The following is a 25,430-nucleotide window of genomic DNA, read 5'->3' on the forward strand; positions in this document are numbered from 1 at the left end:
CATGAAGAAAAAATATATCTGGCTATTGCTTATTTCCGGCCTTCTGGTGGCCATGGACCAATTGGTAAAAGTGTACGTTCACACGCACTTCCACCTGGGTGAATCCGTTATCGTGATTCCGAACTTCTTCAATCTTACATATGTAAGAAACTTCGGCGCGGCGTTCGGATTCCTGGCAGAAAGCCATCCCTCTTTCCGTGAGATCTTCTTCCTGTCCATGCCACCGATCGCTTTGCTGATCATCCTGGGCATCTTGCGTGGAGTGAAGGACGACGACACCAAACAGATCATCGCCCTATCCAGCATCTTTGGTGGTGCTATCGGGAACTATATCGACCGCGTGCGCTTCCGTTACGTGATCGACTTCCTGGATTTCCATCTATACAACCGCTGGAGCTGGCCAGCCTTCAACATCGCCGACATGGCGATCGTGGGCGGCGTAGCCCTGCTGCTGCTGCTGATGTTCCTGGAAAATAAAAAGAATAAAGAAAAAGAAGAAGGCGCCACATAGGCGCCTTTTTTGTGAGTTAAGCCTTCTTGGGAAAGACGGCCTTTTCCAATTTCGCAATCCTCTCTTCAATCGAGCTTCCTTTGGACATGGTTTTCCGCAGATGCCAGTTCAAATATGTCTGATAGCCCATACCCTGCTTTTCCGCTTCTGCCTCAAGCCACTCCAGCACTTCAGGATCCAAACGAATAGTCTTAAGAATCTTGATTTCTTTCACAGGCTTTTTTTTCTTCGCTTTGGAAAAATCGTACTCACTCTTCATGCAAACCTCGCAGATAATATTCTATTTCCCGGGATGTCGCTCTTCTTGCTGAGATTATCCGAACTCGCTCAGGACTCAGCCTCTCGCAATAGACAACCACCAGAACTTTTAAATGAGAGGACCGGCCCAACCTTAACCAACGGTCTTCACTGGCAGAGCTTTCCTGATCCAACATCTCCAAAGCATAAGAATCCCGAAATGTCGTCACGGCTTCAGAAAATCTAATTCCGTGCTTTTTGTAGTTACCCTGGGCTTTCTCATCATCCCATTCGAATTCCATATTACCGTGCTTCCCCAAAAATGTAAATACATCGTAATTACATTATCAATATGCTGATTTTATTGGAGATTTTAAAAAGCAAAACCCACTCCGTCTTTAAAACTGAAGAAGTGGGTTTCTAAGTAAGTATGGATCCGGGAACTGGCTTATTTGCGGGGGATGTTTTTGCGCAGTTTGCGCTGCAGGCTCTGGCGGTGCAGACCCAGCTTTTTGGCGGCTTGGGTGATATTGCCCTCAGAACTTTGCAGGACGTAGTCGATGTATTCACGCTCCATGCGCGCCAGAGAGATTTCTTCTTCCGGCAGCTCCATACTTTCAGCCTGATCGCTGAAGGCTCTCAAAATCATTTCTACGGTCACTGGCTTGGCGATAAAGTTGTGGGCACCCAACTGCATGGCCTTCACTGCGGAAGCCACACTGCCGAAGCCACTCATCATCACGACTTTGACCTGCGGATGACGGGTTTTAAGATCCTTTAAAAGTTCCAGTCCGTTTTCACTGCCCACCCGCAGATCCAAAAGCGCCCAGTCGATTTCTGCAAGCTCGGCCACGGCTGGCATGTCGGCATAGGCTTTCACCTGAAAGCCGCGCTCTTGCAGTTCTTCGGTCAACACTTCACGCAAACCTTGGTCATCTTCAACCAGCAAAAGTCGTTTCCCGTGTTGTTCCATTATTTTTCCTCCAAAGGCAGACGGATGCGGGCGGTGACGCCCTTGCCGCTGACGTTATTGGTGATCACAAAATCTCCGCCACTGGCCTGAGCCATCATCTGCGCAGAATAAATTCCCAGTCCATTGCCAGCTTCTTTGCCGGTCACAAAAGGTTCGCCCAAGCGGGACAGGATCTCTGCCGAAATGCCTGAACCCTTGTCGACCACTTCCAGCACGGCCCAGGTGTCTTCCTGGAACAGGCGCACGTAAAGCGGACTTTGCGCAGGCGAAGCTTCCAAAGCATTGTCCAAAAGATCAAAGAATGTCTGGGAAAAAGCCAGCGTTTGCAGACGGCACCACAAAGAATCAGTGGTCAGATGGGATTCCACCACAATGCCGGAATTTTCCTTTTCCCACACGCCAATCAGATCCTTCACCAGCAAGGGAAGTTCCACACGCTGCAGTTCACTTTGGGACGACCGCGAAAAGACCGAAGCCATGTGTTGGAAAACACGCACGCATTCATCCAGAGAACTTTGGGCTTTTTCAAATTCCTCGCGCGCGCCGGAGCTTTCTTCCGGCAATTTGCGCAAGCCGCGCTCCATACGCAGCTTCAGGGAATTCATCGGCGTTGCCAGCTGATGGGAAAACCCTGCAGTCAAGGCACCCAAAGCTTTCAGACGGTCGGCCTGATGCTGCCGATCCTGCAAAAGACGAATGCGCTTTTCTTTACGCGCCAACAGACTTGAAAAATAATGACTGACAAACCAGCTGGCCGTGATCAGCACCCACTGGGAAAGAAAACGCAAAGACAGTTCTGAAAAATCAATGCCCACGGTTTTTTGCGAATCCATCCAGGTTTCATACTGCAACAACGACAGCAGCACTAAAACGGAGGCTCCGAAAACGTAAGACGCTTTCTTGCGCAAAAGCATCCCGCCCAGGAACGAGTGAATACATAAGATACTAACGAACGGATTATCCGCCGAACCACTTACGAACAACAAACCTGAAGCCGCCAGCAAATCCACCCACAGGTGAACCAGCACTTGTTTTTGTCCGTAGTCTTCCTGCTTCGGCCAGATACTGTGAGCCAGAACATTCAAGATACCCAGCAAGGTCAGCACGGCAATGATGTATGGAAAATGGCGCTTGTCCAAATATCCCCACTTCAAAAGCGGGATGGTTCCAAGCAACAAAGAAACAATAGCGATCCAACGAAAACGAATCAGTCCTGGCATGCGCCCCTTGTAACCCCAGCCCCCCGGGGGCGCAACCGCAGACTTGAAGATGCAACGATTCGCTGCCCCTTATATCGTGATTTCAAGTACTTACGCCTTTTCAAACCCAAATTGATTTCAGCTCTGCAATTTAAATGCAAATATCTTGCAATTAGAAAATGGCCTTGCTAGAAGCAAAAGAATCCAAGGAGTACCTATGAAATTCATCTTCTCTGTTTTGTTGGCCCTGCCCGTATCTGCTTTTGCCCATGAACACGATCACGATCATGGTAACAACATCTTGAACCAATCCCCGGTGACCTTGGCATCGGTGGCAGCATTGGAGCTTTTTGAATCCGGGAACATTGGCAACCTTGTCGGCTTTCAAACTTTCAAAGCCGATGATGAAGCTGCAGTGAAGCTGACCTATATGGATAACTCCGGCACGGCCCGCGCAGTGGGTTATGATTGCCACTTCCACGCTCACGGTGATGCACAGGAAGCCCACTGCCATGATTCTGCTGATTTGGGAGTGATCGACACCCCAGCTAATGATGTCAGCTTCGGTGTTGATGAATTCGCAGATTCCTTGGCTTATTCCGCCGACATCTTCGCCAGAAAAATTGCGCCTTTGTCCCAGATCACGAATGTGAAAATGTGGCAGACCGGTGGCAACATCTGGGCAACACTGGCTCACGATACCGGTGCTGGTGAAGTGAAGTCTCATTTTATGTGTCACATGCACGGCGATCACTTTGACTGCCACCGCAGCAGAAACCCAGGCCCGAACGAACCCCGCTATCAGGAGTAATCCATGAAGACTCTTTTTGCTGTTTTATTCTGCCTGACCCTGGCCGCTTGTGGAGGTGGCCACAATCCCGACAAAGACAACCTGAGCAAGGCCCTGCAGGTCGGTGATTCCTCTTACTATGATCTGGGCGCGGGCAAAGGCTTGATGACCGAAGGTCTTTCGGCTGTTTCATCCGGAGCTAATTTTGAAATCACCTTCACTCTGAATGAGGGTGGATCTTTAAGCCTGCATACATTTGCCAATTCCAACCTGTTAAGCGGTTTCACGGTGACGTTCACGCGCACCGGAACCACCCTGCAGGCGCATGCCGACGCTCAAGGCGAAGTGCAGGACTGGAGTTCTTTGTTTACATTTGTTGATGCTTCGGGAACTTTGACTTTCACCCTGGACATTCACAACAATGAACGTCCCGCACACGTGCTGATCTGGAGTGGTGCCAAGTCCTCGGGCATGGATCACACCAACACAGTTTACAACAGTGCTGAAGACAGCCTGGATCTGAACTATGATGCAGCTCCCGGTAATGGTTCTGGGCGGGCCTGGGGCTTCACGGCCACGAATGCTCAACTTTTGAATGCGCGCCTTTCTTCCCCACAGGATGGACACTGATGAAAAAACTGATTCTAACTGCCGCTTTGATTACCGCCACCGTATCGTCCGCTTCAGCCCAGGTTCTGCAAAACATGCAATCCGCGGCAGCTTTGGATCTGGTGGCACCGCTAAATTTCGAGGACTCGGCTGAAAACAAACTCGATATTCGCGCTGCCGAACTGATGTTCTTTGGCCCGCTGGATCCGACTTTTGATGCCTACTTGAATTTTGCGGCCCACAATGAAGAAGGCGAATTCGTGGCCGAAGTTCACGAAGCCTATGTGGGATCCAGCAAAGTGATTCCCAATTCCCGCTTTCGCGTCGGAAAATTCTTTCTGGGCGTGGGCCGCCTGAATCAATTTCACCAGCACGACTGGGCGTTTGTTTCGGCTCCCCGTGTGCAGGCTGAATTCTTTGATGAAGAAGGCGTTGCTGACACCGGGGCTGAGTTTTCGACTCTGCTTCCGACGGACAGCTATTGGGATATCACCATGGGTGTGACCAATGGTTACACTTATGGCCACAGTCACGATGCAGGCGAAAAACCGCAGGTGCCGACTCACTATATTCACCCGGTGAACTTTGTTGATTTTGGCGAGGCCGGTGCGCTTCAATGGGGCATGAACTACCTGGGTCGCACGGACGCTGCAGAAACCAAAACCCAGCTGTACGGTTTGGACTTTGTGTTTAAAAAAATGGAAGGCAAAACCCTCACTTTCCTGCTCCAGTCTGAAATCTGGTACCGCAACTTAAGCGCCCCCGGAGCGGACACTCAGGAAGACATCGGGGCTTACTTCTATCCGCAGATGTCCTTGTCAGAAAGATTGTTCCTGGGGCTTCGTGTGGATTTGTTCTCGGATCTGTCACGCAGCTTTATCAGTGATGGCTCCCGACAAAAGAATCTGGATTATGGATTTGTCCCGACTTTGACTTTTAAAAACAGCGAGTTCTCTTTGCTGCGTGTGGCTTACACCTATGATAATCAGACTTATCAGGGCGAATCCGACACCATCAGCCAGAAAATCGAACTGCAGTGGGTGGCGATTCTTGGTGCCCACCCGGCCCATTCATTCTAGGAGCCTGTCATGAATAAATTTTTAATGTCCGTTCTGTTCGTGTTCAGTGCTTCTGCTCAGGCCAAGATCAAAGTGGTCACCACCTTGCCGGACATCGCCGAAGTGGTGCGTGCCATCGGACAAGATCAAGTCGAAGTGCAAAGCCTGCTTTCCGGTTCTGAAGATGCGCATTTTGCCGAAGCCCGCCCCGATTACATTCTGAAAGTTAACCGCGCCGACATCGTCTGCTCTATGGGACTTGAGCTGGAGGTCGGCTGGCTTCCTAAAGTTCTTTCCAAATCCGGCAATGCTAAAATTCAAGACGGTGGGACTGGTTCCTGCATCCTGGGCAACAGCATTAAACCATTGGATGTTCCTACCGGCGTTATCAATCGCTCATTGGGCGACGTCCATGCGCACGGAAATCCGCACTTCACTTTAAGTCCTTTAAAGATGGCCGAGGCCGGCCGCGAAGTGGTGCGAGTGCTGTCTTTGGCACTGCCTCAGGAAAGTACTGTGTTCGAGAAAAATTATGATACTTTCAAAGCCGACATGACCCGCCTGCAAGAGCGTCTGGCAAAAACCGTGAAGAAAACCAAAGTGATGGAGTATCATAAGGAATTCACTTATTTCTTCAATGCCTATGGCCTTGAGTCCGCGGGATCCTTGGAAGAAAAGCCGGGCATGCCTCCGTCGGCTGCGCGCATTGCTCAGGCTGCGAAACTTGCCAAAGATAATAAAGTGACTGTGCTTTTTGCGACGGCCTCGGCGCCGCACAAGACTTTGGAGCGCTTCCAGGAACTGTCCGGTGTTCCTGTGGTGATTGTACCTTCTTATGTGCCGCTCAAAGGCGACGCAAATTCCATCTCCAAGTTGCAGGAACTGCTGGTGGGGTCTGTAAAATGAGTTCTGTGCTTTCCGTCCGTGATTTACAGGTTCGAAGCTCGGAAGGCCTTGCCCTTTCACCAGTGGTGAATCTAGAGCTGAATGAAGGCGACGTGCTTTTTCTGCGCGGTGAAAATGGCGCGGGAAAAAGCACGCTGCTAAAAACCCTGCTGGGTCTGCATAAATACTTCGATGGCCGTTTTCAATTTTCAATTCCGCAAAAAGACATCCAGTATCTGCCGCAGCTGGGCACACTGCATTTTCACCTGCCGCTGACGTTGCGTGATCTGCTGGGTGATAATGAAGGATTCCACCCCCTGTTAAAGAATATGGATCTGGATAAAAAGTGGAACACCGCCAGTGGTGGTGAAAGACAAAAAATCCTGCTTTCCGCGGTACTGGCGAAAAAACCGCGCCTGCTGATTCTGGATGAACCGTTTAATCACGTGGATTCCGAGTCTACCCTGCAGCTGGAAGAAGCTCTGGGGAGCTATTTGAAAGAAAATCCGCAAAGTTCATTGGTTTTGGTGTCCCATCGCGCTTTGACCTCCGAATGGAACCGCGTTCGTGTGCTGGAGATCCGATGACATCCTTTATTGAACTGCTGCAAATTTATAAGTGGTCCCTGCCGTCTTCAATCCTGATGGCTGCGGTGCTGGCATTAATCGGATCGCAATGGAGTGCCCGCGAAAAAAGTGCACAGATCTTTGTTCTGGGACAAGGTGCCTCACTGGGTATCGTTCTGGGCCTTGTGATCAATATTCTGCTGGGCACAGACTTTCACGGCATCAGCCTCGTCGCGGGTTTGTCGCTGGGTTGGGTTACTTTGCTATTGATGGATCAGCTGATTCAGACCAAGTCCGATCGCAATCACATCTATCTGACCCTGTTCGTATTCTTCCTGTCACTGACCTATCTGATCAGCTATCTGACCCCGGCTTTGGAAAGCCATATTGCCGCATCTTATTTCGGTGATCTGGCGGTGATGAGCGATACGGGTGCTCAACTATGTCTGCTGGCAGCCGTGGCGTTTGGAATCTTTGTTTTGAAGTTCTGGAGATCTTTGTCTTTGGCTTCTTTTCAAATGGTCAATCACAGCTACATTCATCGCACCTGGCAAAACCGCGCCTTTGACGTGGGAACACTGCTGCTGACAACGATGGCGATTCAAAGCATGGGCTATCTTTTCACCATCGGATCTTTGTTCATTGCAACCAGCTTCACCGCCACGCGCAGCAGAAACCTGCAAAGCTATCTGATCAGAATGCTGGTGATTTCCGTGGGTGGAACTGCTTTGGGGTTTGCGGTCTCGCTCTTATCCACAAATCTGCCCACAGTGCCTTGCGTGCTTCTGGGACAGATGTTGTTGGGACTTATCACTTATACAAAGAAATAGTGGAATGACGGCTGGGCTTCACGCTTTTGGCCGTCGATATTGAACATGCAGATGACTTCAGTGCACACGCCTTTTTTAACGTTGAAAACTGTCAAATCCGCATTTTCGATGATCTGATGAAGGCCGCGCCCCGCGCCGCCTTTATTGGCATTCATGCTTCCTGCCGAACCATTGTAACAGCTGAGCAGATAATCAATGATGATATCTTTGGTCAAAGAACCGAATGGATCCTTCACCCCCACGGCCAGATAAACCCCGTCACTGGCGTAACGAAGCTGGGACTGCTGGTGGGTGTCCAGTTGGATTTCCTCTTTACGGGATACATGATTGAAAATGGATTTACCGCTTGAATCCACCGGCGCATCATAGATCGCATTCATCAGCATTTCTTCAACTACCGTATTCACACGGTCCAAAATGGTGGAGCGAACCCCCATCTTTTTGAAGTAGCCGTACAGATCCTCACGCAGGGATTCACGGTGAGTGGAGTTGGAAACAACTTTTCTTTGAACTTCCACTCCCCAGGTCAGGTATTTTTCGATGCCGAAAAGATCCTTGTTCAGAAGTTTTCCCAGAGCCGTCAAAACATAACGAATGGTGGCGTTGCGGTCTTCCGCATCCCGGGAAATGATATGATCCACATAACGATTGCCTTCCAGAATGCGCAGGTTCCCCTGAACATCTTTACTGGTTAGCAAAATGGAATAAGGCGTTTTTTTGCCTTCGTGGACTTCTTTAAGCACATCCACGCAGCCTTCTTCACACAAAACAACGTCATACTGGTTGTCGCGCAGGAATTCGCGCGCACTTTCGGAGTTATCTGCAATATCCAGCTGAACTCCGGTGCCCCCCAGAGCCATGCGAATCGGAAGTTGTTGTTTCTTTTCCGGTTCAACCAACAAGACCCGGCCACCCACTTTCTGGATTTTCTGCTGGGCTTCGTGAAGTTCGCGGTTCAGGATTTCAAAGAGTCGCGCTTTTTCGTTGGTTTTCATAAGACGTTCTGTAAGGACGTTGCAGTAAATCTGATATAACAAGGCCTGGAAACGGTCCTTGTCCTTGGGATGAACATGGCCAAAATCCTCGGAACGGATCACAAAACATTCCACCGGCGAAAGAGCTTTGACCGTGGTGGATGTCGGGTTTGTGGTGATCACACTCATTTCACCGAACACTTCACCCCGAGTATCCAAAGTGGCAATCACTTCAGAAGCCAGGGAAATTTCGACTTTTCCGGATCTTAAAAAGAACAAAGAGCTGTTTTGTTTGCCCTCTTGAAGAATGAAGGACCCCGCTGCGAATGACTCGCAATGAACCATGGCCGAAGTCTGCAAAAGCAGATCGTCCGCAAAAGACTTGAAGAAAGAAAAGGCCCTAATTTCTTTGGCGATTTCAGCCGGGTGCAACTTCATATTGGCCTTATTATGTCTGTAGTTCCGGGCCCTTGACCAGAATCGTGTTGAATATTCTTGGTAATCAAAGAAAATTAAGTCTATCGTCGGTATAGCGGAGGCCGCTTGTTTCCATTCATTCCCCTGTCGCCCACTCTTAACGTTCCCACTTATTATCTCGTTCTGAGTCTGACGGTTTGCCTTTGCCTTTTCTGGATCAGCCTCCGGGCGGACAAGTTTGAACTTTCCCGCAAAGTCGCGCTGGACCTAAGTCTTATCATCATGGTGACGGGCTTTATCGGTGGGCGCCTGTTTCACGTCTTCTATGAAAACTTCGAGCATTATCAGGAAGACTTCGCCCGCATCTTTTATTTCTGGAATGGTGGCTTTGTCTTTTATGGCGGCGCCATTCTGGCGGGCCTTTGCAGTCTGCTCTATATGGTGTTTGTGGCGCGCGTGCAGTTTGAAGACTATCTGGACCTGTTTGCGCCGGTTCTTTCCTTCGCCTATGTGCTGGGCCGGGTGGCCTGCCTGTTGGCGGGTTGTTGTTATGGCGGAACCTGTGACCTTCCCTGGGCGGTGAATGGCCTGCATCCGACCCAAGCCTATGCTTCGCTGTGGGAACTGGGTGTGCTTTTCATTTTGCTGGGGACTGAAACCACGGCGCATTCGCTGCGCCCGAAATTGCTAAAGAACCCAGGCAGCATCTTTTTCCTGTGGATGGTTTTGCATGGAATGGGCCGTCTGCTGATGGAAGCGTTCCGTGATGATTTCCGCGGGCCTTCATTGGGATTGTCAATTTCAAGCTGGATCAGCCTGACTATTATGGCGCTGGGATTATTCCTGATGATTCGCAAACCAGCACGCCGGAGCTGAACAACGTCCGCCCGTCTGACATAAAGCCCCTGCCAGATAAGTATCCAGACGACACTGATGAGACGGATACACATTTCTTAAAAGCTCCGTCGCCGCAGGAGCTGGTGTCCACAAAGATACATCCGCTGACTTTTGCGAATCATAGCGTTTGAAGAACTGCACCATCTCCACCCCGGTCTGTGCGGTGCGGGCGCAAAGCTCATTGCCACCACAAAGTGCCAGCACTTGCGGGTTGATTTCAGTGACCAGTTCCGGATGTGCTTTCAAAAACTGCGGCAGGCAATCTTTGGCTGCATAAAAGTCCGACTGTCCTTCTGAAGAAGACCACTCAGCACCGGTGAAAGTCTGGCGCGGTTCACCCGCGATCACGTGACCGATTTCATGACAAAGAATTCCCGCAAGCACCGGTAACGAAGCGCCGGGCGCGCGGGCCATACCGCCCCACAAGGAAACTTGCATGTAAGTGTCTTTATTCTGGGCAAACGCTGCAAAGTAAGGACTTTCCCATTCGGCTGGAACCAGCAGAGGTCTTCCCGTGCTGTTAAACACCGGCATGATGTATTTCACCTGAAATTCAGTCAGCAGTGCCCGGTATTGAGCCTCGGTCACATGCGAAACATTCGCGCTGCCGGGAGGCAGAAAGAAATATCCCGCTTCTTGCGCAAAAGACGCCCCTGAAGTGCGTGCCTTCAAAGGTTTCTGCGTCTGAACCATAAAAATGAGTCCCACCAGAAGAAGTGTCGCCAGAATGTAGGGAAGATATTTTTTAGTTTCGCGGCTCATAGGGACAGCACCATACCATACTTCAGGATAAAGTCCCACCTTCAAAAGGTTGCATGAAAGTTTCCACCCACAGTGACAGAAAATGTTCTTGCCACTCAAGCTTGGTCACTGGAATCAAACCAAAGCTCATCTCTGGCAGGCACACATTCTGCTAAGACCCAACAGCGAGATATAATTTTTTGTAACTTCGGAGGATTCCATGCGCGTATCTTTGACTGTTCTGTTGATGTCTTTTGTCTTTGCCAGCCAGGCCTCTGCCTCGGCTTTCGATTCTTTGAATGATCAAAAGCTGCAAGAGCAGGCCCTGACTTTATTGGAACAAAATGCCGGCACCATGCGCATGAGCGGCGAAGTTCATTCCCATGAAAAACTGACTGATATTCTGGCCAAAGTTCAGGCCTACAACGAAGAGATTCTGACCCGTCTTTCTGAAGGACAGGACTTGGAAGATATGAAAAGTGCCGTTTCCCACACCGACACCAAATGTACGATCGACCAGGATGGCAGATCTGCCGTATGCAACCTGCTGATCAGCTACCGTCCCCTTGGTGAAACCAATGTTCGTTTCTATATCGATCTGGATGACGCCGGCAACGCTGTCGGTATTTCCGGCACCGCTGACATCACTCGCGGCGACTAATCCCCCAGTGCTTTCAACGAGTTCAAACCCTGTCTCAGTTTGAGACAGGGTTTTCCCATTCCGTTCAGGCGCTTGCCTTCGTTCGCAGTGACACAAATTGGCTGACCTTATAAATAAGTAAACAGGCTCAGACGTTCCATCTGCGATTAAACGCTCTTTCAACATTCCCGCGCTCTGGCATGACTCATGTATTGCATTGTAAGTGAGGAAAAATATCGAGAGAGAGGTTTATTATGAAAAGGATTATCGTATCGTTTATCGCGATCTATAGCGCGCTGGTTTTAGCGGCGTGTGGAAAAAGTGGTGGTGGCGGTGGAAACACCAATACCGGTGTGATCCCTAACTGTGCTGTGGGCACTGTCTGGAATGGATCATCTTGCGTTGTGGTTAATGGCGGCGGCAACGTCGTAACCGGCCCAACCCAATTCTATGACTATAATTATTATGGTAACAACACGAACTACCGCGGCAGCCTGAGCATTGTGAACAGTGGTGCTTATGCAACCTTCCTGAAAGAAGCGTTGGCAGTGTGTGGTCGTACTATCTGGGGTATCGAAGCTGGCTTGGCCAAGTGTGAAAACTGGACATCCGGTTCCCTGATGGTTTCTTTCTCGATCGACGGTTCCATGAGACCGGTGATCAGATTTGAAGCATACCCGGCTCCAAACTGGTATCAGTACACATTGAACCTGGGAATCAACGCTGGTGGAGTTGCTTTCAACCCGCTGATTCTTTCCAATAACAACACTTTCAGCCTTATCAACAACAGCAAAGGCTTTGAAATCCGCGCTCAGGGTTCTTACCTGAACGGTGGCGGCCTTCGCCTGATCCAAGTCATGGTAAAAGAAGGAACTTTGGCGCAGAACCAGTTCGCGTACGAAGTTTACTTCCCGCACAATGGTGTCGCGACGAAGTTCGCAACAGGTGTTTTCAAGCGTTACTAAGCTCTGCGTCTTGCACTGGGTGCGGGACTTGGAATAAATTCCGACTATGACCGAATCTCAATCTCGACAGGTCAAATGCCCGCAATGCGGGCTTTTGGCTTTGTACTCAAGCGAAAATCCTTTCCGTCCTTTCTGCTCTGAAAGATGCAGACTTATTGATCTTGGCGAGTGGGCTTCTGAGTCCTACAGAATTCCCGTCAAAGATTCTTCAAGTGATGCTTTAACTTCCATGGATGATGATGATTATCCAGGCGAAGACAAACATTAGCATCAGCCGCAAATCCACACTCAGAGACCTTTTCACATTTTGCAGTTGACGAAATTCTGATTATGGATTTTCATGGGGCTGTCATTGGATGACGAAGAGTTATCATCACGATTTTATAATCAACATCGGATACACAAACGTGTCCAACAAGAGGAGTTCAAATGAACAAAGCTCAACTTATCGAAAAAATCGCTACTGAAACAAAAGTTTCCAAAGCTCAAGCAGAAGCAATCCTTGATTGCGCTGTAGAAAACATCAAAAAATCCGTTAAAAAAGGTGACGATGTTAAATTGGTTGGCTTCGGTACTTTCACTAAAGCTAAACGTAAAGCTCGCACTGGTCGCAATCCACAAACTGGTAAAGCGATCAAAATCCCTGCTGCATGGGCTCCGAAGTTCCGCGCAGGTGCTGAATTCAAATCTATGGTTAAGTAATTAACCCCAGTATTTCGATTTCTGAAAAGGCGTCCCGCAAGGACGCCTTTTTTATTTTGTCTCTATGATAATCCCGGGGTAGCCTTTATCCCATGGCTCAGTTTGATAAGAAAATTCAGAAAATTGGTGTGTACACAAGTGGCGGCGATGCGCCGGGCATGAATGCGGCAATCCGCGCAGTTGTCCGCGTGGGGATCTCACAAAAACTTGAAGTGTACGGAATTCACAACGGCTATGTCGGCATGATCGAAAACAAGATCGAGCCATTGCAACTTCGCGACATGGCCAACATCATCCAGCGCGGCGGCACTATGCTTAAAACCGGCCGCTCCACCGATTTCATGCGTCCCGAAGGCCGCGCCCGCGCCGCTCAAAATATCAAAAACCTTGGTTTGGATGCTTTGGTCTGCATCGGCGGTGACGGATCCTTCCGCGGTGCTCATGCACTTTGGGAAGAACATCAGATCCCGGTGGTCGGCGTTCCCGGCACCATCGACAATGACATCTTTGGCAGTGATAAAACCATCGGCTTTGATACGGCTGTGAACACAGCTCTTGAAGCAATTGACCGCATTCGTGACACCGCTGCCTCTCACGATCGCTTGTTCATCGTTGAAGTGATGGGCCGAAATTCTGGTTTCATCGCGTCTCACGTGGGCCTTGCTGGTGGTGCGGAAGAAATCTTCACTCCCGACGCCAACACCACTGTTGAAAAAGCCATCGACCGCATCAACGAAGCCAAGTCCCGCGGCAAAACCAGCAGTATTATCATCACCGCCGAAGGACAGAAGCCAGGCCGCGCGTATGATCTTGCTGATGCCATTCGCAAAAAATCCGGCATGGACGCAAAAGTCTGTATTCTTGGTCACCAACAACGTGGTGGCTCCCCGACTGCGGCCGACCGTATTCTTGCCAGCCGCATGGGTGCTGCCGCTGTGGACGCTTTGTTCAAAGGTTATTGCGACGTTATGATCGGCACTGAAGGTGAACGACTTATTCAGGTGCCTTTGGAACTCGTGTACAAGAACGAAAAGAAAAACCAGCTGGATCTGATCTCGCTGGCGAGTGTTCTGGCAACTTAGACCCGTCCTCACGTTTTTACCTTGACCTCGACTGTAGGAGCTTGAATTCTATGGAGTATTCCATTTAAGCAACCCACAGCGAGGTCCACATGAAAAAACTCCTCTTGGCTCTGATTTTGGTTCTGCCACTTATCAGCGGCTGCACCAAAAAAGAAAATGAAATTGTGATCGGTGAATACGATTCCCTGACTGGAAGCGATGCCACATTCGGACTTAGCTCCAACAAAGGTGTGCGCCTGGCTTTGGATGAAATCAACGCCGCAGGCGGAGTCAAAGGCAAAAAAATCAGCCTGGTGACTTTGGACGATCAGGGTAAAAACGAAGAGGCAGCTTCCGCAGTAACCCGTCTGATCACTCAAAACAACGTCGTAGCTGTCATCGGTGGCGTTGCCAGCGGCAGATCCAAAGCGGCGGCTCCGATTGCCCAGTCCAACAAAGTTCCTTTTGTTTCCCCTGCTTCCACAAATCCCGATGTGACCAAAGCCGGTGATTATGTCTTCCGCGTCTGTTTCATCGACCCATTCCAGGGCATGGTGATGGCAAAGTTCGCGAAAGAAAACCTGAAGATCAAAAAAGCCGCGATCCTGCGTGACGTGAAAAACGACTACAGCGTGGGTCTGGCCGACGTGTTCGCTGCGGAATTCAAAAAAGGCGGCGGCGAAATCGTTGCGGACCTGAGCTATCAGGCCGGCGACATCGACTTCAAAGCCCAGCTGACTCAGATCCGCTCTAAAAATCCGGAAGCGATTTATGTTCCGGGTTATTACACTGAAGTGGGTCTGATTGCCCAACAAGCCCGCCAATTGGGTGTGAAAGTGCCTTTGATGGGTGGTGACGGATGGGATTCTGACAAATTGTACGAGATCGGCAAAGAAGCCATCAACGGCAACTATTACTCCAACCACTACACCACTGAATCCACGGATCCAGCGGTGACTGAGTTTATCAAAAAGTTCAAAGCCAAGTACAATGAAACTCCGGATGCTTTGGCGGCTTTGGGTTACGATGCCGCGAAAATCCTGGTGGCAGCGATTGAGCGCGCGCCAGACTTGTCAGGCAAAGCCATTCGTGATGAACTATCCAAGACAAAAGATTTCCCTGGTGTGACCGGGAAAATCAGCCTGAATGAAAACCGTGACGCTGTGAAAAGTGCGGTGGTCATCCAGGTCGACGGTAACAACCGCAAGTTTGTGACCACTATCACCCCATAAGGACGTGCATGCAGGATTTCGTACAGCATTTGATCAACGGAGTAAGCCTTGGATCCATCTACGCATTGATCGCCCTGGGCTACACGATGGTGTACGGAATTCTGAAAATGATCAACTTCGCCCACTCGGATGTTTACATGGTGGGCGCCTTTGCCGCCTACTATTTCGCCCGCTGGCTGGGAATTGAAAACAACCCCGGCTTCAGCACTCTTCTGACTTTAATTGTCATCACGATGATCTGCTGCAGCCTGCTGGGGCTGGTGATTGAACGTCTGGCATATCGTCCTTTAAGAAATTCACCAAAACTAAATGTCCTGATCACTGCCATCGGCGTCAGTCTGTTTTTGCAATATTCCGGTCAGGTGGTTTTTGGAGCCGATCCCAAAGTGTTTCCTGAAGTCATGAAAGACTTTGTGATCTTCTCTATCGGTGTTGTTGAAATCCGCTCTTTTGATGTGACGGTTCTGGGTGTGGGTATTGTCGCCATGCTGGGACTGCAGTTCCTGTTATTCAAAACAAAAATCGGCCGCGCCATGCGTGCGGTCAGCGCCAACCCGATGGTGGCAAGCCTGATGGGTGTGAACCCGGACCGAATTATTGCTTTCACCTTTATTGTCGGATCTTCGTTGGCTGGTGTCGGCAGTGTTCTGGTCGGCATGAAATATCCCAAAATTGACCCCCTGATGGGCATGATGATCGGAATGAAGGCGTTTGTTGCCGCCGTCCTGGGTGGCATCGGCAACGTCGGCGGTGCGGTTCTGGGTGCGATGATCATGGGCCTTTCGGAAGAAATGGTCGTGGCTTATCTTTCAAGCACCTATCGCGATGCTTTGGCCTTCGGAATTCTGATTGTGATTTTGATCTTTAAGCCGGCGGGTCTGCTGGGTAAATACTCTGTGGAGAAGGTCTGATGAAAGCCTTAAAAAACCCGGCACTGGCACTTATCTGCCTGGCTATTCTGGGGTTCGGATTGGATTTCGGCGTTAATGCCTACATCAAACTGATCCTGCTTTTTGCCACGGTGAACTGTCTGCTGTCCATGAGCTTGAACCTGGTCAACGGTTACACCGGCCAGTTTTCTTTGGGACACGCGGGCTTTATGGCGATCGGTGCATATTTTTCGGCCTACGCCTCCACCAAGTGGGGCTTCCTGCCTGAATCCATGCAATTGGTGCAGTCCTTTATCTTTGTGATCGGTGCCGGCCTTGCCGCGGCGGTGGCGGGATTTCTGGTGGGTCTGCCATCTTTGCGCCTGAAAGGTGATTACCTTGCCATTGTCACTTTGGGTTTTGGTGAAATCATTCGCGTGGCCCTTTTGAACATGGATTTCGTGGGTGGACCGCGCGGTCTTTCCGGCATTCCAAGCTTTGGAACTTTCCCGTTTGCCTTTATGTTTGCTTCGGTGTGGCTGGTGATTTGTTTCTTCACCATCTGGCGGGTCATGCATTCCAGTCACGGGCGCGGGTTCTTGAGCGTGCGTGAAGACGAAATCGCCGCGGAAGCCATGGGCATAAACACCACACGCATGAAAGTAAAAGCCTTTGTGCTTTCAAGCTTCTTTGCCGGTGTGGCGGGGGCATTGTTTGCGCATTTTACCAATTTCATCAATCCATCGTCTTTCACCTTCCTGCAAAGTGTGAATGCCGTGATCATGGTTGTTCTGGGCGGCATGGGGTCCATGACCGGATCCATCGTGGCCGCGGTCATTATCACCGTATTGCCTGAAGCTTTGCGTCCGCTGCAGGAACTGACTGGTGTCGATCTGCGCATGGTGATTTATTCCCTGGCTTTGATTCTTATGATGATTCTTCGACCAAAAGGTTTGTTCGGGGATTTGGAAATCAGCGATGTTTGGAGAAAATATGTCCGACGTTCTGCTTGAGGCCCGCAAGATCACCATGCAGTTTGGCGGTCTGAAGGCCGTTGACTCGCTGGAGTTCCAAATCAAAAAAGGCCAGCTGGCTGGTTTGATCGGTCCGAACGGTGCCGGCAAGACCACGGTGTTTAATATGCTGACCGGGGTTTATCAGCCCACGTCCGGCGAAGTCACCCTGGAAGGCCAAAGCCTGAAGGGCCTGGCTCCTTATGAAATTTCCCACCGCGGGGTCACGCGCACCTTCCAGAACATTCGTCTGTTTAAAAACCTGACTGTTCTGGACAATGTTCTGATCGCCGGTCACCAGCATGTTCGTTATGGTTTGTTCGATACTTTGTTTCAGACCGATTCTTTCCGGGTGGATGAACAACGTCTGCAGGAAAAGGCGATTGATCTTTTAAAGATCTTCAAACTGCAGGACAAAGCCCATAAACCGGCCACATCCCTTCCATACGGTGAACAGCGCAAACTTGAAATCGTGCGCGCGCTGGCGACTGATCCAAAGATCATTCTTTTGGATGAACCGGCAGCCGGCATGAACCATTCAGAAACCCACCATCTGATGGAAACCATTGCGAAGATCCGCGAAGATTTCAAACTGACCGTACTGTTAATTGAACACGACATGAAGCTGGTGATGGGAATCTGTGAAAACATCATCGTTCTGGATCACGGCGTGAAGATCGAAGAAGGGGCCCCGCAAAAAGTGCAAAGCTCCCAACGTGTGATCGAAGCCTATCTGGGCGTTGAGGAGGCCGAATGAATCCATTATTGACCGTTGAAAATCTGGATGTTTATTACGGCTCTATTCACGCTTTAAAAGGCATCAACTTTACTGTCAATGAAGGCGAAGTGGTGTCCCTGATCGGCGCCAACGGTGCAGGCAAAACCACCACCTTGCGTGCGATTTCCGGCATTGTTCCCAGTCAGGGCAACATCCGTTTCCGCGGTGAGGACTTGAATAAAGTTTCCACCTTCAAGCGCGTGGGTCTGGGCATTGCCCAGTCTCCGGAAGGCCGTGGTGTCTTCCCGCAAATGAGTGTGCTTGAAAATCTGGAGATGGGGGCCTACTCCCGATCGGACAAAACCAAAATCAAACAAGATCTGGAAATGTGCTTAACTCTGTTCCCAAGAATGAAAGAGCGTATTTCCCAGATGGCCGGAACCCTTTCCGGAGGCGAGCAGCAGATGCTGGCTATCAGCCGCGCACTGATGGCAAAGCCACGCTTGTTGCTGCTGGATGAACCTTCCCTGGGGCTGGCTCCGCTGATTGTGGCGCAGATTTTTGAAATCGTAAAAAAGCTGAATCAGGAAGAAGGCATGACCGTCCTTTTGGTTGAACAAAATGCGCGTATGGCGCTGAAAATTTCCCATCGCGCTTACGTGCTAGAGTGCGGTCGCATTGTGATGCAGGACTCTGCCCAAAGCCTTCTGAACAACGACGAAGTCCGCAAAAGCTATCTGGGAGTCTAGCTGTTTACTATGGGGACCTTTACGTCGCCTTCGATTTCAAGACCATGGCATTGCAAAGTATTCCGCGGACACTTTCTCTGGAACATTCATGTTGTCTCAAACTGAGATTGAACCTGTCTAAGTCTTTATAATTGCTTCCAAATATCCGATCAGAACAGCATGACTAGAACGTTCTTATACCTCGTGCTTAGTTTATTGCTTCTAAGTTCTTGCACCACCAAGAATGACCTCTCCCTTATTTTCTCAAGTGAGAACACTCCCACTATCACTTTGAAGGTTAACGACGACGTTCCTTACACGGGACAAACCAGCATTCCGGTCAAAATCATTTCCACTTCTGAAATTTCTGAGCTGAGTTTTGCCGTCGGCGGTCTGTGTTCAGAGATGTGGGAACCGTACACGTCTGAAAAAACAGCCATGCTTCCCAATGTGGAAGGTGAGCACTATATCTCCGTAAAGGTGCGCAACAAAGATGGCTTCTACAGCGATTGCACGAAGGCCAAAATCATTCTGGATAAAACCGGCCCGAATGTTTCCGACACCCAAACTTTGGTGTCGAACCGTTCTTTACTGGATGTGTCGCCGCGCCTGAATGCTCCGGTCACAACCGACAATCTGTCCGGCATCGCGAAGTATGAAATCAAGCTGGTAAAAACTGCTGGCAACGCCGTCATCAAAGACTGGACTGAAAAATCCAAAGACGCGCTTTACTTTGACGGCCTGACTTTGCCGGACACGGAAGCTGACAGCTATTACTACATCATTCGTGCGACCGACAAAGTGGGCAACGTCAGTGCCGAAAAGACCTCGCCGTCGTTCATCGCAGGCCCGATAGTCACCCTGACTTCTCCGGGTGATTTCAATCAGGAACAGACAATGGGAAATATCCGGGTCAATTTGTCACGGACAGTCGCGGTGCCAACAACCGTGATGCTTAAATCCATCCCGGGAACCGCCCTTGCCGGCATAGATTACTATTTCCCGGATATCATTTCCACCGAACTGGAAATTCCTGCAGGTGCTGTCACGAAGAGCCTCTATTATTCCATCATGTCCAAGACCACCCCAAGCCCCACAAAAAGCTTCTCCCTGGCGGTCACAGGCTCAACAAATGCGGCTTCAAGTCTTCCAACACTTGGCGTGAACATCATTAACACGATGCCCGACTACAGCGCCCGACCTCAGGCCACGGGATACAAGGCGATGGCGGGTGCCGCCAAAGGGCATATGTGCGCCTTGCGCCTGGATGGAAAGCTGGATTGCTGGGGCGCTTTCATGTATCGAAACGGAAAAAACACCGGCAACAATTTTGCTGCTGAAGTCACCGGAGCCACCGACATCCGTGACATTGGCATAGGGTATGCTGAGCACAATTGCTACATTGACACAGCTGGTGAAGTTTACTGCTTTGGTGAAAACGCCACCCGTCAACTGGGTAATGGTCTGACAACAGGGACCGCAACCCCGCAAAAGCTTGCGGGGTACACCGGCGTGAAAAAGGTTACGGTCGGCATGGGCTTCACCTGCATCATCACCTCCACCGATCAAGTGCGCTGCTGGGGCAACAATGCCGACGCTACTGTTGGTCAGGCGACCACCACGAGCGTTTATAGCACACCAACTCTATATGGATACATCACCAAAGCCATCGACGTGGCTGCGGGATATCGCATGGCCTGTGCCATCGATGAAGACGCGGGCACCCGCACCGTCAAGTGCTGGGGCAAGATGGGCACCGGAGCTGTGGCAACGCCCGTTCCAATTTCAATCACAGGTCTACCAAACGACATTGCCACTCTTACCGTCAACGGCAGCGCTTATGCAGATGTTCGTCATGCCTGTGGTCTGACGGCAACCGGGGATGTCTGGTGCTGGGGCAGCAACTATCGATCCCGTCGTGGTGCTGCTTCCGGATCAGTGCCGTGGGCCGCCGCCAATATGGTGGCTATGCCGGTGAAAGCAAAAAAAGTCAAAGTGGGTACAGACAGCACCTGCGCCCTAGGTGTTGACAACAATCTTTACTGCTGGGGTATGGGACTGCCCTCGGCCACAAATCAGTATGAACTGACCGAAAGCTTTGTCCCTCAGCGGATGGACAGCTTTGGTGAAACGATCACCGACTTCCAGTTGGGCGAACTGGCCAGCTGCGCGGTGACAGCGTCAACCCGAGTGAAATGCTGGGGCTTCAATCGCTATGGAGAAGTGGGCAATGGTTTGTGGGGGGATGGTTTCCGCGCGGCTGCCTTCAGTCCTGGACAGTCTTCTGCCACCTACACGCAGGTCGTGACCGGTGCGGCCTCCACTTGCGCTTTGCGCTCGAATAAAACTGTCACCTGCTGGGGGCAAAACGATGAAGGACAATTAGGCACCAACAATCGCAACGCACTGACACGCCCCCATTTCACGCTGCCGATCACGAACGTTCAAAAAATCACCGGTCGTTTCCAGCACTACTGCGCACTCACCGAAGCAGGAGCGGTCTTCTGTTGGGGTCTTAATGAAACCGGTCAGATTGGAAACAATTCTGCAAGTGGCGAACGCGTGCTGACTCCTTACCAGATCCCGCAAACATATCCGGCCGGCGTTGCCGGACTGCCTGGCAGTATCAAAGATGTTTCCGCCGGATACAACCACACTTGCGCCGTCAATTCTTCTGGTGGGGTTCTATGTTGGGGTAATAATGGTGCCGGTGAATCAGGGCATGCCACCATTTCGGAAGCAAGACCTTACCCTACCGCCGTCCCAAATCTGACTTCAGGAGTGGTAAGCGTTCACGCCGGCATCAGTAGCACCTGCGCCATCAAGGCCACGGCCACCACCAAAGAAATCTATTGCTGGGGTTACAATGCAAACGGAATTGTGGGCGCTAGCACGCCGATAGGTGGAGCCACTCACGTGCCGCAGCTGATTGAAACCATCACCACAACAAAAGAAGTCAAAATATCCATCGGCAACTATGGTGCCTGCTACCTGCATGATGGGACAGTCAAATGCTGGGGAACTCGAACCGTCCACGCAGCCATTCCATTGACCACCCAGGCCACCGGTGCTGTCAATACCACGCCGATGGTGGCATCACAACTGACCGGGGCGACAGATATTTCTCTTGGAGCATTCGGCGGATGTGCGACGATGGCGACCGAAACGGTAAAATGCTGGGGTTTGGATAACAGCGGTGCTGTGAATTCCACTTATCAGATCGTCTCTGCTCCCACGGCGTCATTTGCCTTTGGATTTGGTTTAGCCAAATCTGTCAGCATGGGATTGGTTCTGTTGGACAGCATTCCACTTCATGTCTGCGGCATAACAACGTTGGGTGATTTAAAATGCTGGGGCGTCAGTCACTATGGCGAAGCTCACGACACGTTCATGCACAGCACGCCGAACTATGTTTTAAAATAGCCAGCCGTATCTGAATTCAAGATGGGTTTCGAAAATAAAGACATCTGAAGTGTCTTTGGAATCGGAACCCGCATGCTTCCCCTGAAACATGGTACCGTAAGTATAAACACCAATACTGCGCTCGTAACTGAGTGGATGGGCAAACCCGAGTTCACCCGAAATCCCAATACCACTGTAAGTGTGATCCAAACCAAAATAGAACGGATGCAGCCTTAAAGAAACATCCGTGTACCATTTTTTGTCGTGGGAAAACAGTTCGGCAAATCCACCGACTGTCGCACTGATATGCTGTCCGGTACTGATTCCGCCAGAACTTGCACTGGCAACATAGGCATAAGGGCGCCTTTCAAAGTCACCACCCGCCAGATAACCATATTGAACTTTGAAAAGAGCATTGCGATAGGTCCAATGACGTTTCGTGAAAGCGACTTCGCCCTTGATATCAAACAGGCGCTGACTGCCGGACACATCCAGAAAATTATTAAACTGGAACGTGCTGGTGTAAGCACTGGTACGAATCGTGCGATCCACTTTCCAGTTCCAGCGACGTGCAAATGAAAGTGTGTCGAATGTGAAGGACTGCAGATCCAAAGTAGTCACGATCGGGCTGGTGTCCTGCTTTTGAGCAGCTCCCATCAATCCGGCCCCCACCCACATCACGTCACGGGAACAAAAATCTTTTCCGACTTTGTCCAGTACCGGCATGGCCTGCACTTTCATTTCCTGATTCACCCCACGCACGTGGAACAGGTAACGGAAGCTTTCATCACCAAACAATTCCAGGGGCACCGAAATAAAATTGGCATTTTCAGGAATATTCAACGAGATCAGAAACTTCCCGGTGTCGGCTTTGAGAGGCAGATTCACCAAAGGCAGGATCACCGGCTTCAGGGCTTTTTTGTCCTTATCATACAATAAGATGCGACGGCTCCAGAAACGGATGTCCAGATTTTCTTTCAGTTCACCGGAAATCTTCAACTGCAGCGTGCTTTGTTCGGGAAATTTCACGATCTCGAACTGTTCCCATTCAACCTGAGGTTCGCGCAGAATATTGCGGCAATCCGTCTGAAAGGGATGGATATTCTTTTGCAAAGAAGAAAATGGCACGACTTCAACGCGCGCCTTATTCAAGGTCTGCTGCGCCCACGCAGGAGCGCCCAACATCAATGCAGCAACAAAAATTCCAAGAGCTTTATTGAGAGACGCCAAAATAGAACACCCCAGTATCACTCCAAGCCGACGCCTGGTACTTGTTTCTGCCACGAATACGATAATACCACTGGCCGTTTTTCATCGGCTTTTTCAGAATGTATTCCTGTGCTTCGACTTTAATTTCAGTATTCTTTGCAAAGTTCTGATCCTGGGACAGCTGCAGGACGTACCATTCATTTTCCGGTGATTCAGACCACGTGAACTTGATCGACACCGGAACACCACGAGGAATCAGGAATACTTCGTTTTTCTTCGGAGTCATGGTTTTTGGTGCGATCAAAGGACCCGGTTTGCCATAAGAAACCGCCAGAATGGGCGTCGGCAGACCGAACAGTTTACTTTCATCCACTACCGGCCATACACGGAAATAGTACCAGCCCTCTTCAGTGACTGAATGGAAAAACTCTACATTCTCGGTATCGAGCATCTGGGATCCAGCCATTTTCGGATCCCGGCTTAGTTCAACACGGTATCTTTTGGCCGCTTCGCGATGAGTCCACACAAGGTGGAACTGAGGTGTTGATCCCGCTTGTTCAAAGACCGGAGGCAAAACTTCTTTTTTCTCGATCGACGGGCCCTTGATAACGCCTTTAACCTGATAAACCTCAGATGGCGGGGAATATTCACCTTCGACAGAACGAGCCACCAGACGCATGTAACCTGGAACGGTTTCGTTGTGCTTCAGCTCATAGGGGGGCTTTTCAACGACCACGTTCTTCAGAATTTTACTGAACTTCGGCCCCTCGCCGATCTGAACCAGATAATCAACGGCATAGGGAACCGGATTCCAGGTCAAAGTCATTTCTGACATGTTCGTGGCACCGATTTTTTCATCAGACTTTGAAAGCAACGGTGCTGACAGTGGCGGGCGCACAATCACTTTTGCCGGATCTGACCAGTCTGAATACAAGTTGTTGCCATACGCTTTGCGCGCACGGATGTTGTATTCACCGGACATATCCAGGAAGCTTTTTAAAGGTTCGGGGCCTTCGTATTCATCAAAGATTTCTTCAAAGCCCTTATTCTTTCCAACCTGCATGTGGAATTTTTCACCGGGCTTTGAATCCTTGACCGGAACATTCAATGTCCATTTACCGCGTTCTTTAAACGCTAGGGCCGGCTGACCGATCTTGGCACTTCCCAGTCGTTCGATGCGGAAGGTGCGCGTTTCAGAAAAATGCGGAACTCCATCCGTGTTTTCAACCAGACGCCAATAATATTCACCCGTACCCAGATCTTTGGGAATCACCGCCTCTTTCATTTCAGAGACATCTTCAGAACGGGTTTCCGTCAGGAAGTCTGCCGTGCGGCTGGTCTGCAAAGTCAGCTTTTTACCTTCCGCGCCCTTCCAACGGAAGAACTCCAGTCCCTGGCCATACAGAATCTTTTTCGGAGCCGGTTCGACCAGAATCAGTTTTTCTTTTTCCACTGTGGTCATGGTCAACGCTGTCGGGACCTTTTTCACTTCAGACTCAGGCGTTATCTTGATGTCACCGCCACCCCCGGCTGAAACTTCGGAAGTTCCACCAGCGGCGCCACCCCCAGCACCCTGTTCGTCTTTTTTATCTTTGTCGTCCTTAGGGGCCGTGGGATCAGAAATACTCAAAGCCTCGCCAGCGCCCAAAGTTTTCTTCTGGTCTCCATTTTCCAATGTCACAGAGCCTGACGCCATGGAAAGTGTCAGCTGGCCAGAGGCATCCTTTTTGGCAAATAATCCAAAGGGACCATCGGCTTTCAACACCAGATCGGAATTCCCGACACGCACGCTTAAAGGTTTTCCCTGCCCTTTACCTTCCACTTGCAGGCTGCCGCGTTCCAGATTCAACGCCAGCGTCCCGGCTTGTGGATTTTCGGTGATGCGCAGAAGTGTTTCTGCAGGAACGTGAATGACGTCCTTGTTGCGCATTTCAAGCAGGGCTTCAGAAGATGGACCGGTGAAAACTTCCGATCCGTTATAAAGTTTTTGTGATTGAGCGGCATCGGCCCAGAAAAAACCAGTGGAGTGTTTATAGCGCAGTTCGTTTTTTACATTGCGAACTTCTGCCAGTGTCGGGCCAAGATTTTCATTATTTACTTCGGCCTTGAACAGAAACTGCTTTGCCACAATGAAAGACAAGACCGAAATTCCAAGAAGACATGCTACGATGATTTTTTTCATGTGATGAAATCATTATGGCCGA

Annotated in this window: 27 protein-coding genes; 19 read left to right on the plus strand and 8 right to left on the minus strand. The window is 50.2% G+C overall.

Going from position 1 to position 25,430, the window contains the following annotated elements; translation table 11 throughout:
• The first annotated feature begins 1 nt into the window (after position 1).
• The gene (gene lspA, locus BDT_RS16480; RefSeq protein WP_015092370.1) at positions 2 to 511 is read left to right on the plus strand and encodes a signal peptidase II; all 510 of its coding nucleotides are present in this window, start codon (positions 2 to 4) and stop codon (positions 509 to 511) included.
• 16 nt (positions 512 to 527) lie between these two features.
• Here the strand turns inward: lspA and BDT_RS16485 are convergent, their stop codons facing one another.
• The 4 genes from BDT_RS16485 to BDT_RS16500 form a co-directional block, all read right to left on the minus strand.
• Positions 528 to 770 carry a BrnA antitoxin family protein gene (locus BDT_RS16485; protein ID WP_015092371.1) on the minus strand — a complete coding sequence of 81 codons (243 nt, stop codon included), beginning with the start codon at positions 768 to 770 and terminating at the stop codon, positions 528 to 530.
• Entirely contained in the window at positions 760 to 1,050 is a 291-nt protein-coding gene (locus tag BDT_RS19560) for a BrnT family toxin (protein WP_041577982.1), read from the minus strand. The genes BDT_RS16485 and BDT_RS19560 overlap by 11 nt, the downstream gene beginning before the upstream one ends.
• A gap of 146 nt (positions 1,051 to 1,196) precedes the next feature.
• The gene (locus tag BDT_RS16495; RefSeq protein WP_015092372.1) at positions 1,197 to 1,721 is read right to left on the minus strand and encodes a response regulator transcription factor; all 525 of its coding nucleotides are present in this window, start codon (positions 1,719 to 1,721) and stop codon (positions 1,197 to 1,199) included.
• The gene (locus tag BDT_RS16500) at positions 1,721 to 2,941 is read right to left on the minus strand and encodes a sensor histidine kinase (protein WP_015092373.1); all 1,221 of its coding nucleotides are present in this window, start codon (positions 2,939 to 2,941) and stop codon (positions 1,721 to 1,723) included. The genes BDT_RS16495 and BDT_RS16500 overlap by 1 nt, the downstream gene beginning before the upstream one ends.
• A gap of 196 nt (positions 2,942 to 3,137) precedes the next feature.
• On the opposite strand from BDT_RS16500, the gene BDT_RS16505 reads away from it, so the two are divergent.
• Genes BDT_RS16505 through BDT_RS16530 form a run of 6 tightly spaced genes read left to right on the plus strand, consistent with a single transcriptional unit; the run spans position 3,138 to position 7,658 of the window.
• Entirely contained in the window at positions 3,138 to 3,731 is a 594-nt protein-coding gene (locus tag BDT_RS16505; RefSeq protein WP_015092374.1) for a hypothetical protein, read from the plus strand.
• Positions 3,732 to 3,734: 3 nt separating this feature from the next.
• Positions 3,735 to 4,340 (plus strand): hypothetical protein, encoded by a 606-nt coding sequence (locus tag BDT_RS16510; protein WP_015092375.1) that lies wholly within the window; start codon positions 3,735 to 3,737, stop codon positions 4,338 to 4,340.
• Positions 4,340 to 5,398: an outer membrane beta-barrel protein gene (locus tag BDT_RS16515; RefSeq protein ID WP_015092376.1), complete on the plus strand. Its 1,059-nt coding sequence runs from the start codon at positions 4,340 to 4,342 to the stop codon at positions 5,396 to 5,398. Before BDT_RS16510 ends, BDT_RS16515 begins: the two co-directional genes overlap by 1 nt.
• A gap of 9 nt (positions 5,399 to 5,407) precedes the next feature.
• Positions 5,408 to 6,283, plus strand: coding sequence for a metal ABC transporter substrate-binding protein (locus tag BDT_RS16520; protein WP_015092377.1), 876 nt, complete (start codon positions 5,408 to 5,410; stop codon positions 6,281 to 6,283).
• On the plus strand, positions 6,280 to 6,849 hold the full coding sequence (locus BDT_RS16525; RefSeq protein WP_015092378.1) for an ATP-binding cassette domain-containing protein: 570 nt from the start codon (positions 6,280 to 6,282) through the stop codon (positions 6,847 to 6,849). The genes BDT_RS16520 and BDT_RS16525 overlap by 4 nt, the downstream gene beginning before the upstream one ends.
• The gene (locus BDT_RS16530; RefSeq protein ID WP_015092379.1) at positions 6,846 to 7,658 is read left to right on the plus strand and encodes a metal ABC transporter permease; all 813 of its coding nucleotides are present in this window, start codon (positions 6,846 to 6,848) and stop codon (positions 7,656 to 7,658) included. The genes BDT_RS16525 and BDT_RS16530 overlap by 4 nt, the downstream gene beginning before the upstream one ends.
• Here BDT_RS16530 and BDT_RS16535 read toward each other — a convergent pair.
• Positions 7,643 to 9,070: a cyclic nucleotide-binding domain-containing protein gene (locus BDT_RS16535; RefSeq protein ID WP_015092380.1), complete on the minus strand. Its 1,428-nt coding sequence runs from the start codon at positions 9,068 to 9,070 to the stop codon at positions 7,643 to 7,645. The genes BDT_RS16530 and BDT_RS16535 overlap by 16 nt on opposite strands.
• A 105-nt stretch (positions 9,071 to 9,175) precedes the next feature.
• Between BDT_RS16535 and BDT_RS16540 the strand changes: the two genes are divergently transcribed.
• Entirely contained in the window at positions 9,176 to 9,925 is a 750-nt protein-coding gene (locus tag BDT_RS16540) for a prolipoprotein diacylglyceryl transferase (protein WP_015092381.1), read from the plus strand.
• Here BDT_RS16540 and BDT_RS16545 read toward each other — a convergent pair.
• Complete coding sequence (locus BDT_RS16545; RefSeq protein WP_015092382.1) at positions 9,887 to 10,708, minus strand: hypothetical protein; 822 nt, start codon at positions 10,706 to 10,708, stop codon at positions 9,887 to 9,889. The two genes, BDT_RS16540 and BDT_RS16545, sit on opposite strands and share 39 nt — an antisense overlap.
• A 199-nt stretch (positions 10,709 to 10,907) precedes the next feature.
• On the opposite strand from BDT_RS16545, the gene BDT_RS16550 reads away from it, so the two are divergent.
• From BDT_RS16550 to BDT_RS16600, 11 genes are all read left to right on the plus strand, one after another.
• Entirely contained in the window at positions 10,908 to 11,348 is a 441-nt protein-coding gene (locus tag BDT_RS16550) for a hypothetical protein (RefSeq protein ID WP_015092384.1), read from the plus strand.
• A 233-nt stretch (positions 11,349 to 11,581) separates the two neighbouring features.
• On the plus strand, positions 11,582 to 12,292 hold the full coding sequence (locus BDT_RS16555) for a hypothetical protein (RefSeq protein WP_015092385.1): 711 nt from the start codon (positions 11,582 to 11,584) through the stop codon (positions 12,290 to 12,292).
• A gap of 46 nt (positions 12,293 to 12,338) precedes the next feature.
• Positions 12,339 to 12,560 (plus strand): DNA gyrase inhibitor YacG, encoded by a 222-nt coding sequence (locus BDT_RS16560; protein ID WP_041577983.1) that lies wholly within the window; start codon positions 12,339 to 12,341, stop codon positions 12,558 to 12,560.
• A gap of 161 nt (positions 12,561 to 12,721) precedes the next feature.
• On the plus strand, positions 12,722 to 12,994 hold the full coding sequence (locus BDT_RS16565) for an HU family DNA-binding protein (protein WP_015092386.1): 273 nt from the start codon (positions 12,722 to 12,724) through the stop codon (positions 12,992 to 12,994).
• A gap of 92 nt (positions 12,995 to 13,086) precedes the next feature.
• Positions 13,087 to 14,076, plus strand: a complete 990-nt coding sequence (gene pfkA / locus BDT_RS16570) for a 6-phosphofructokinase (RefSeq protein ID WP_015092387.1) — start codon at positions 13,087 to 13,089, stop codon at positions 14,074 to 14,076.
• A gap of 89 nt (positions 14,077 to 14,165) precedes the next feature.
• Entirely contained in the window at positions 14,166 to 15,287 is a 1,122-nt protein-coding gene (locus tag BDT_RS16575) for an ABC transporter substrate-binding protein (RefSeq protein WP_015092388.1), read from the plus strand.
• 8 nt (positions 15,288 to 15,295) lie between these two features.
• Entirely contained in the window at positions 15,296 to 16,198 is a 903-nt protein-coding gene (locus BDT_RS16580) for a branched-chain amino acid ABC transporter permease (RefSeq protein ID WP_015092389.1), read from the plus strand.
• On the plus strand, positions 16,198 to 17,169 hold the full coding sequence (locus tag BDT_RS16585) for a branched-chain amino acid ABC transporter permease (protein WP_015092390.1): 972 nt from the start codon (positions 16,198 to 16,200) through the stop codon (positions 17,167 to 17,169). The genes BDT_RS16580 and BDT_RS16585 overlap by 1 nt, the downstream gene beginning before the upstream one ends.
• Positions 17,150 to 17,926, plus strand: a complete 777-nt coding sequence (locus BDT_RS16590; protein ID WP_041577984.1) for an ABC transporter ATP-binding protein — start codon at positions 17,150 to 17,152, stop codon at positions 17,924 to 17,926. Before BDT_RS16585 ends, BDT_RS16590 begins: the two co-directional genes overlap by 20 nt.
• On the plus strand, positions 17,923 to 18,636 hold the full coding sequence (locus tag BDT_RS16595; protein ID WP_015092392.1) for an ABC transporter ATP-binding protein: 714 nt from the start codon (positions 17,923 to 17,925) through the stop codon (positions 18,634 to 18,636). The genes BDT_RS16590 and BDT_RS16595 overlap by 4 nt, the downstream gene beginning before the upstream one ends.
• A 270-nt stretch (positions 18,637 to 18,906) precedes the next feature.
• On the plus strand, positions 18,907 to 22,038 hold the full coding sequence (locus BDT_RS16600; RefSeq protein WP_015092393.1) for a hypothetical protein: 3,132 nt from the start codon (positions 18,907 to 18,909) through the stop codon (positions 22,036 to 22,038).
• Here the strand turns inward: BDT_RS16600 and BDT_RS16605 are convergent.
• Entirely contained in the window at positions 22,030 to 23,247 is a 1,218-nt protein-coding gene (locus BDT_RS16605) for a hypothetical protein (protein WP_235046172.1), read from the minus strand. The two genes, BDT_RS16600 and BDT_RS16605, sit on opposite strands and share 9 nt — an antisense overlap.
• Entirely contained in the window at positions 23,231 to 25,408 is a 2,178-nt protein-coding gene (locus tag BDT_RS16610; RefSeq protein ID WP_015092395.1) for a hypothetical protein, read from the minus strand. Before BDT_RS16610 ends, BDT_RS16605 begins: the two co-directional genes overlap by 17 nt.
• Positions 25,409 to 25,430 lie beyond the last annotated feature (22 nt).

Source organism: Bdellovibrio bacteriovorus str. Tiberius (assembly GCF_000317895.1).
GTDB classification, from domain to species: Bacteria; Bdellovibrionota; Bdellovibrionia; order Bdellovibrionales; family Bdellovibrionaceae; genus Bdellovibrio; species Bdellovibrio bacteriovorus_F.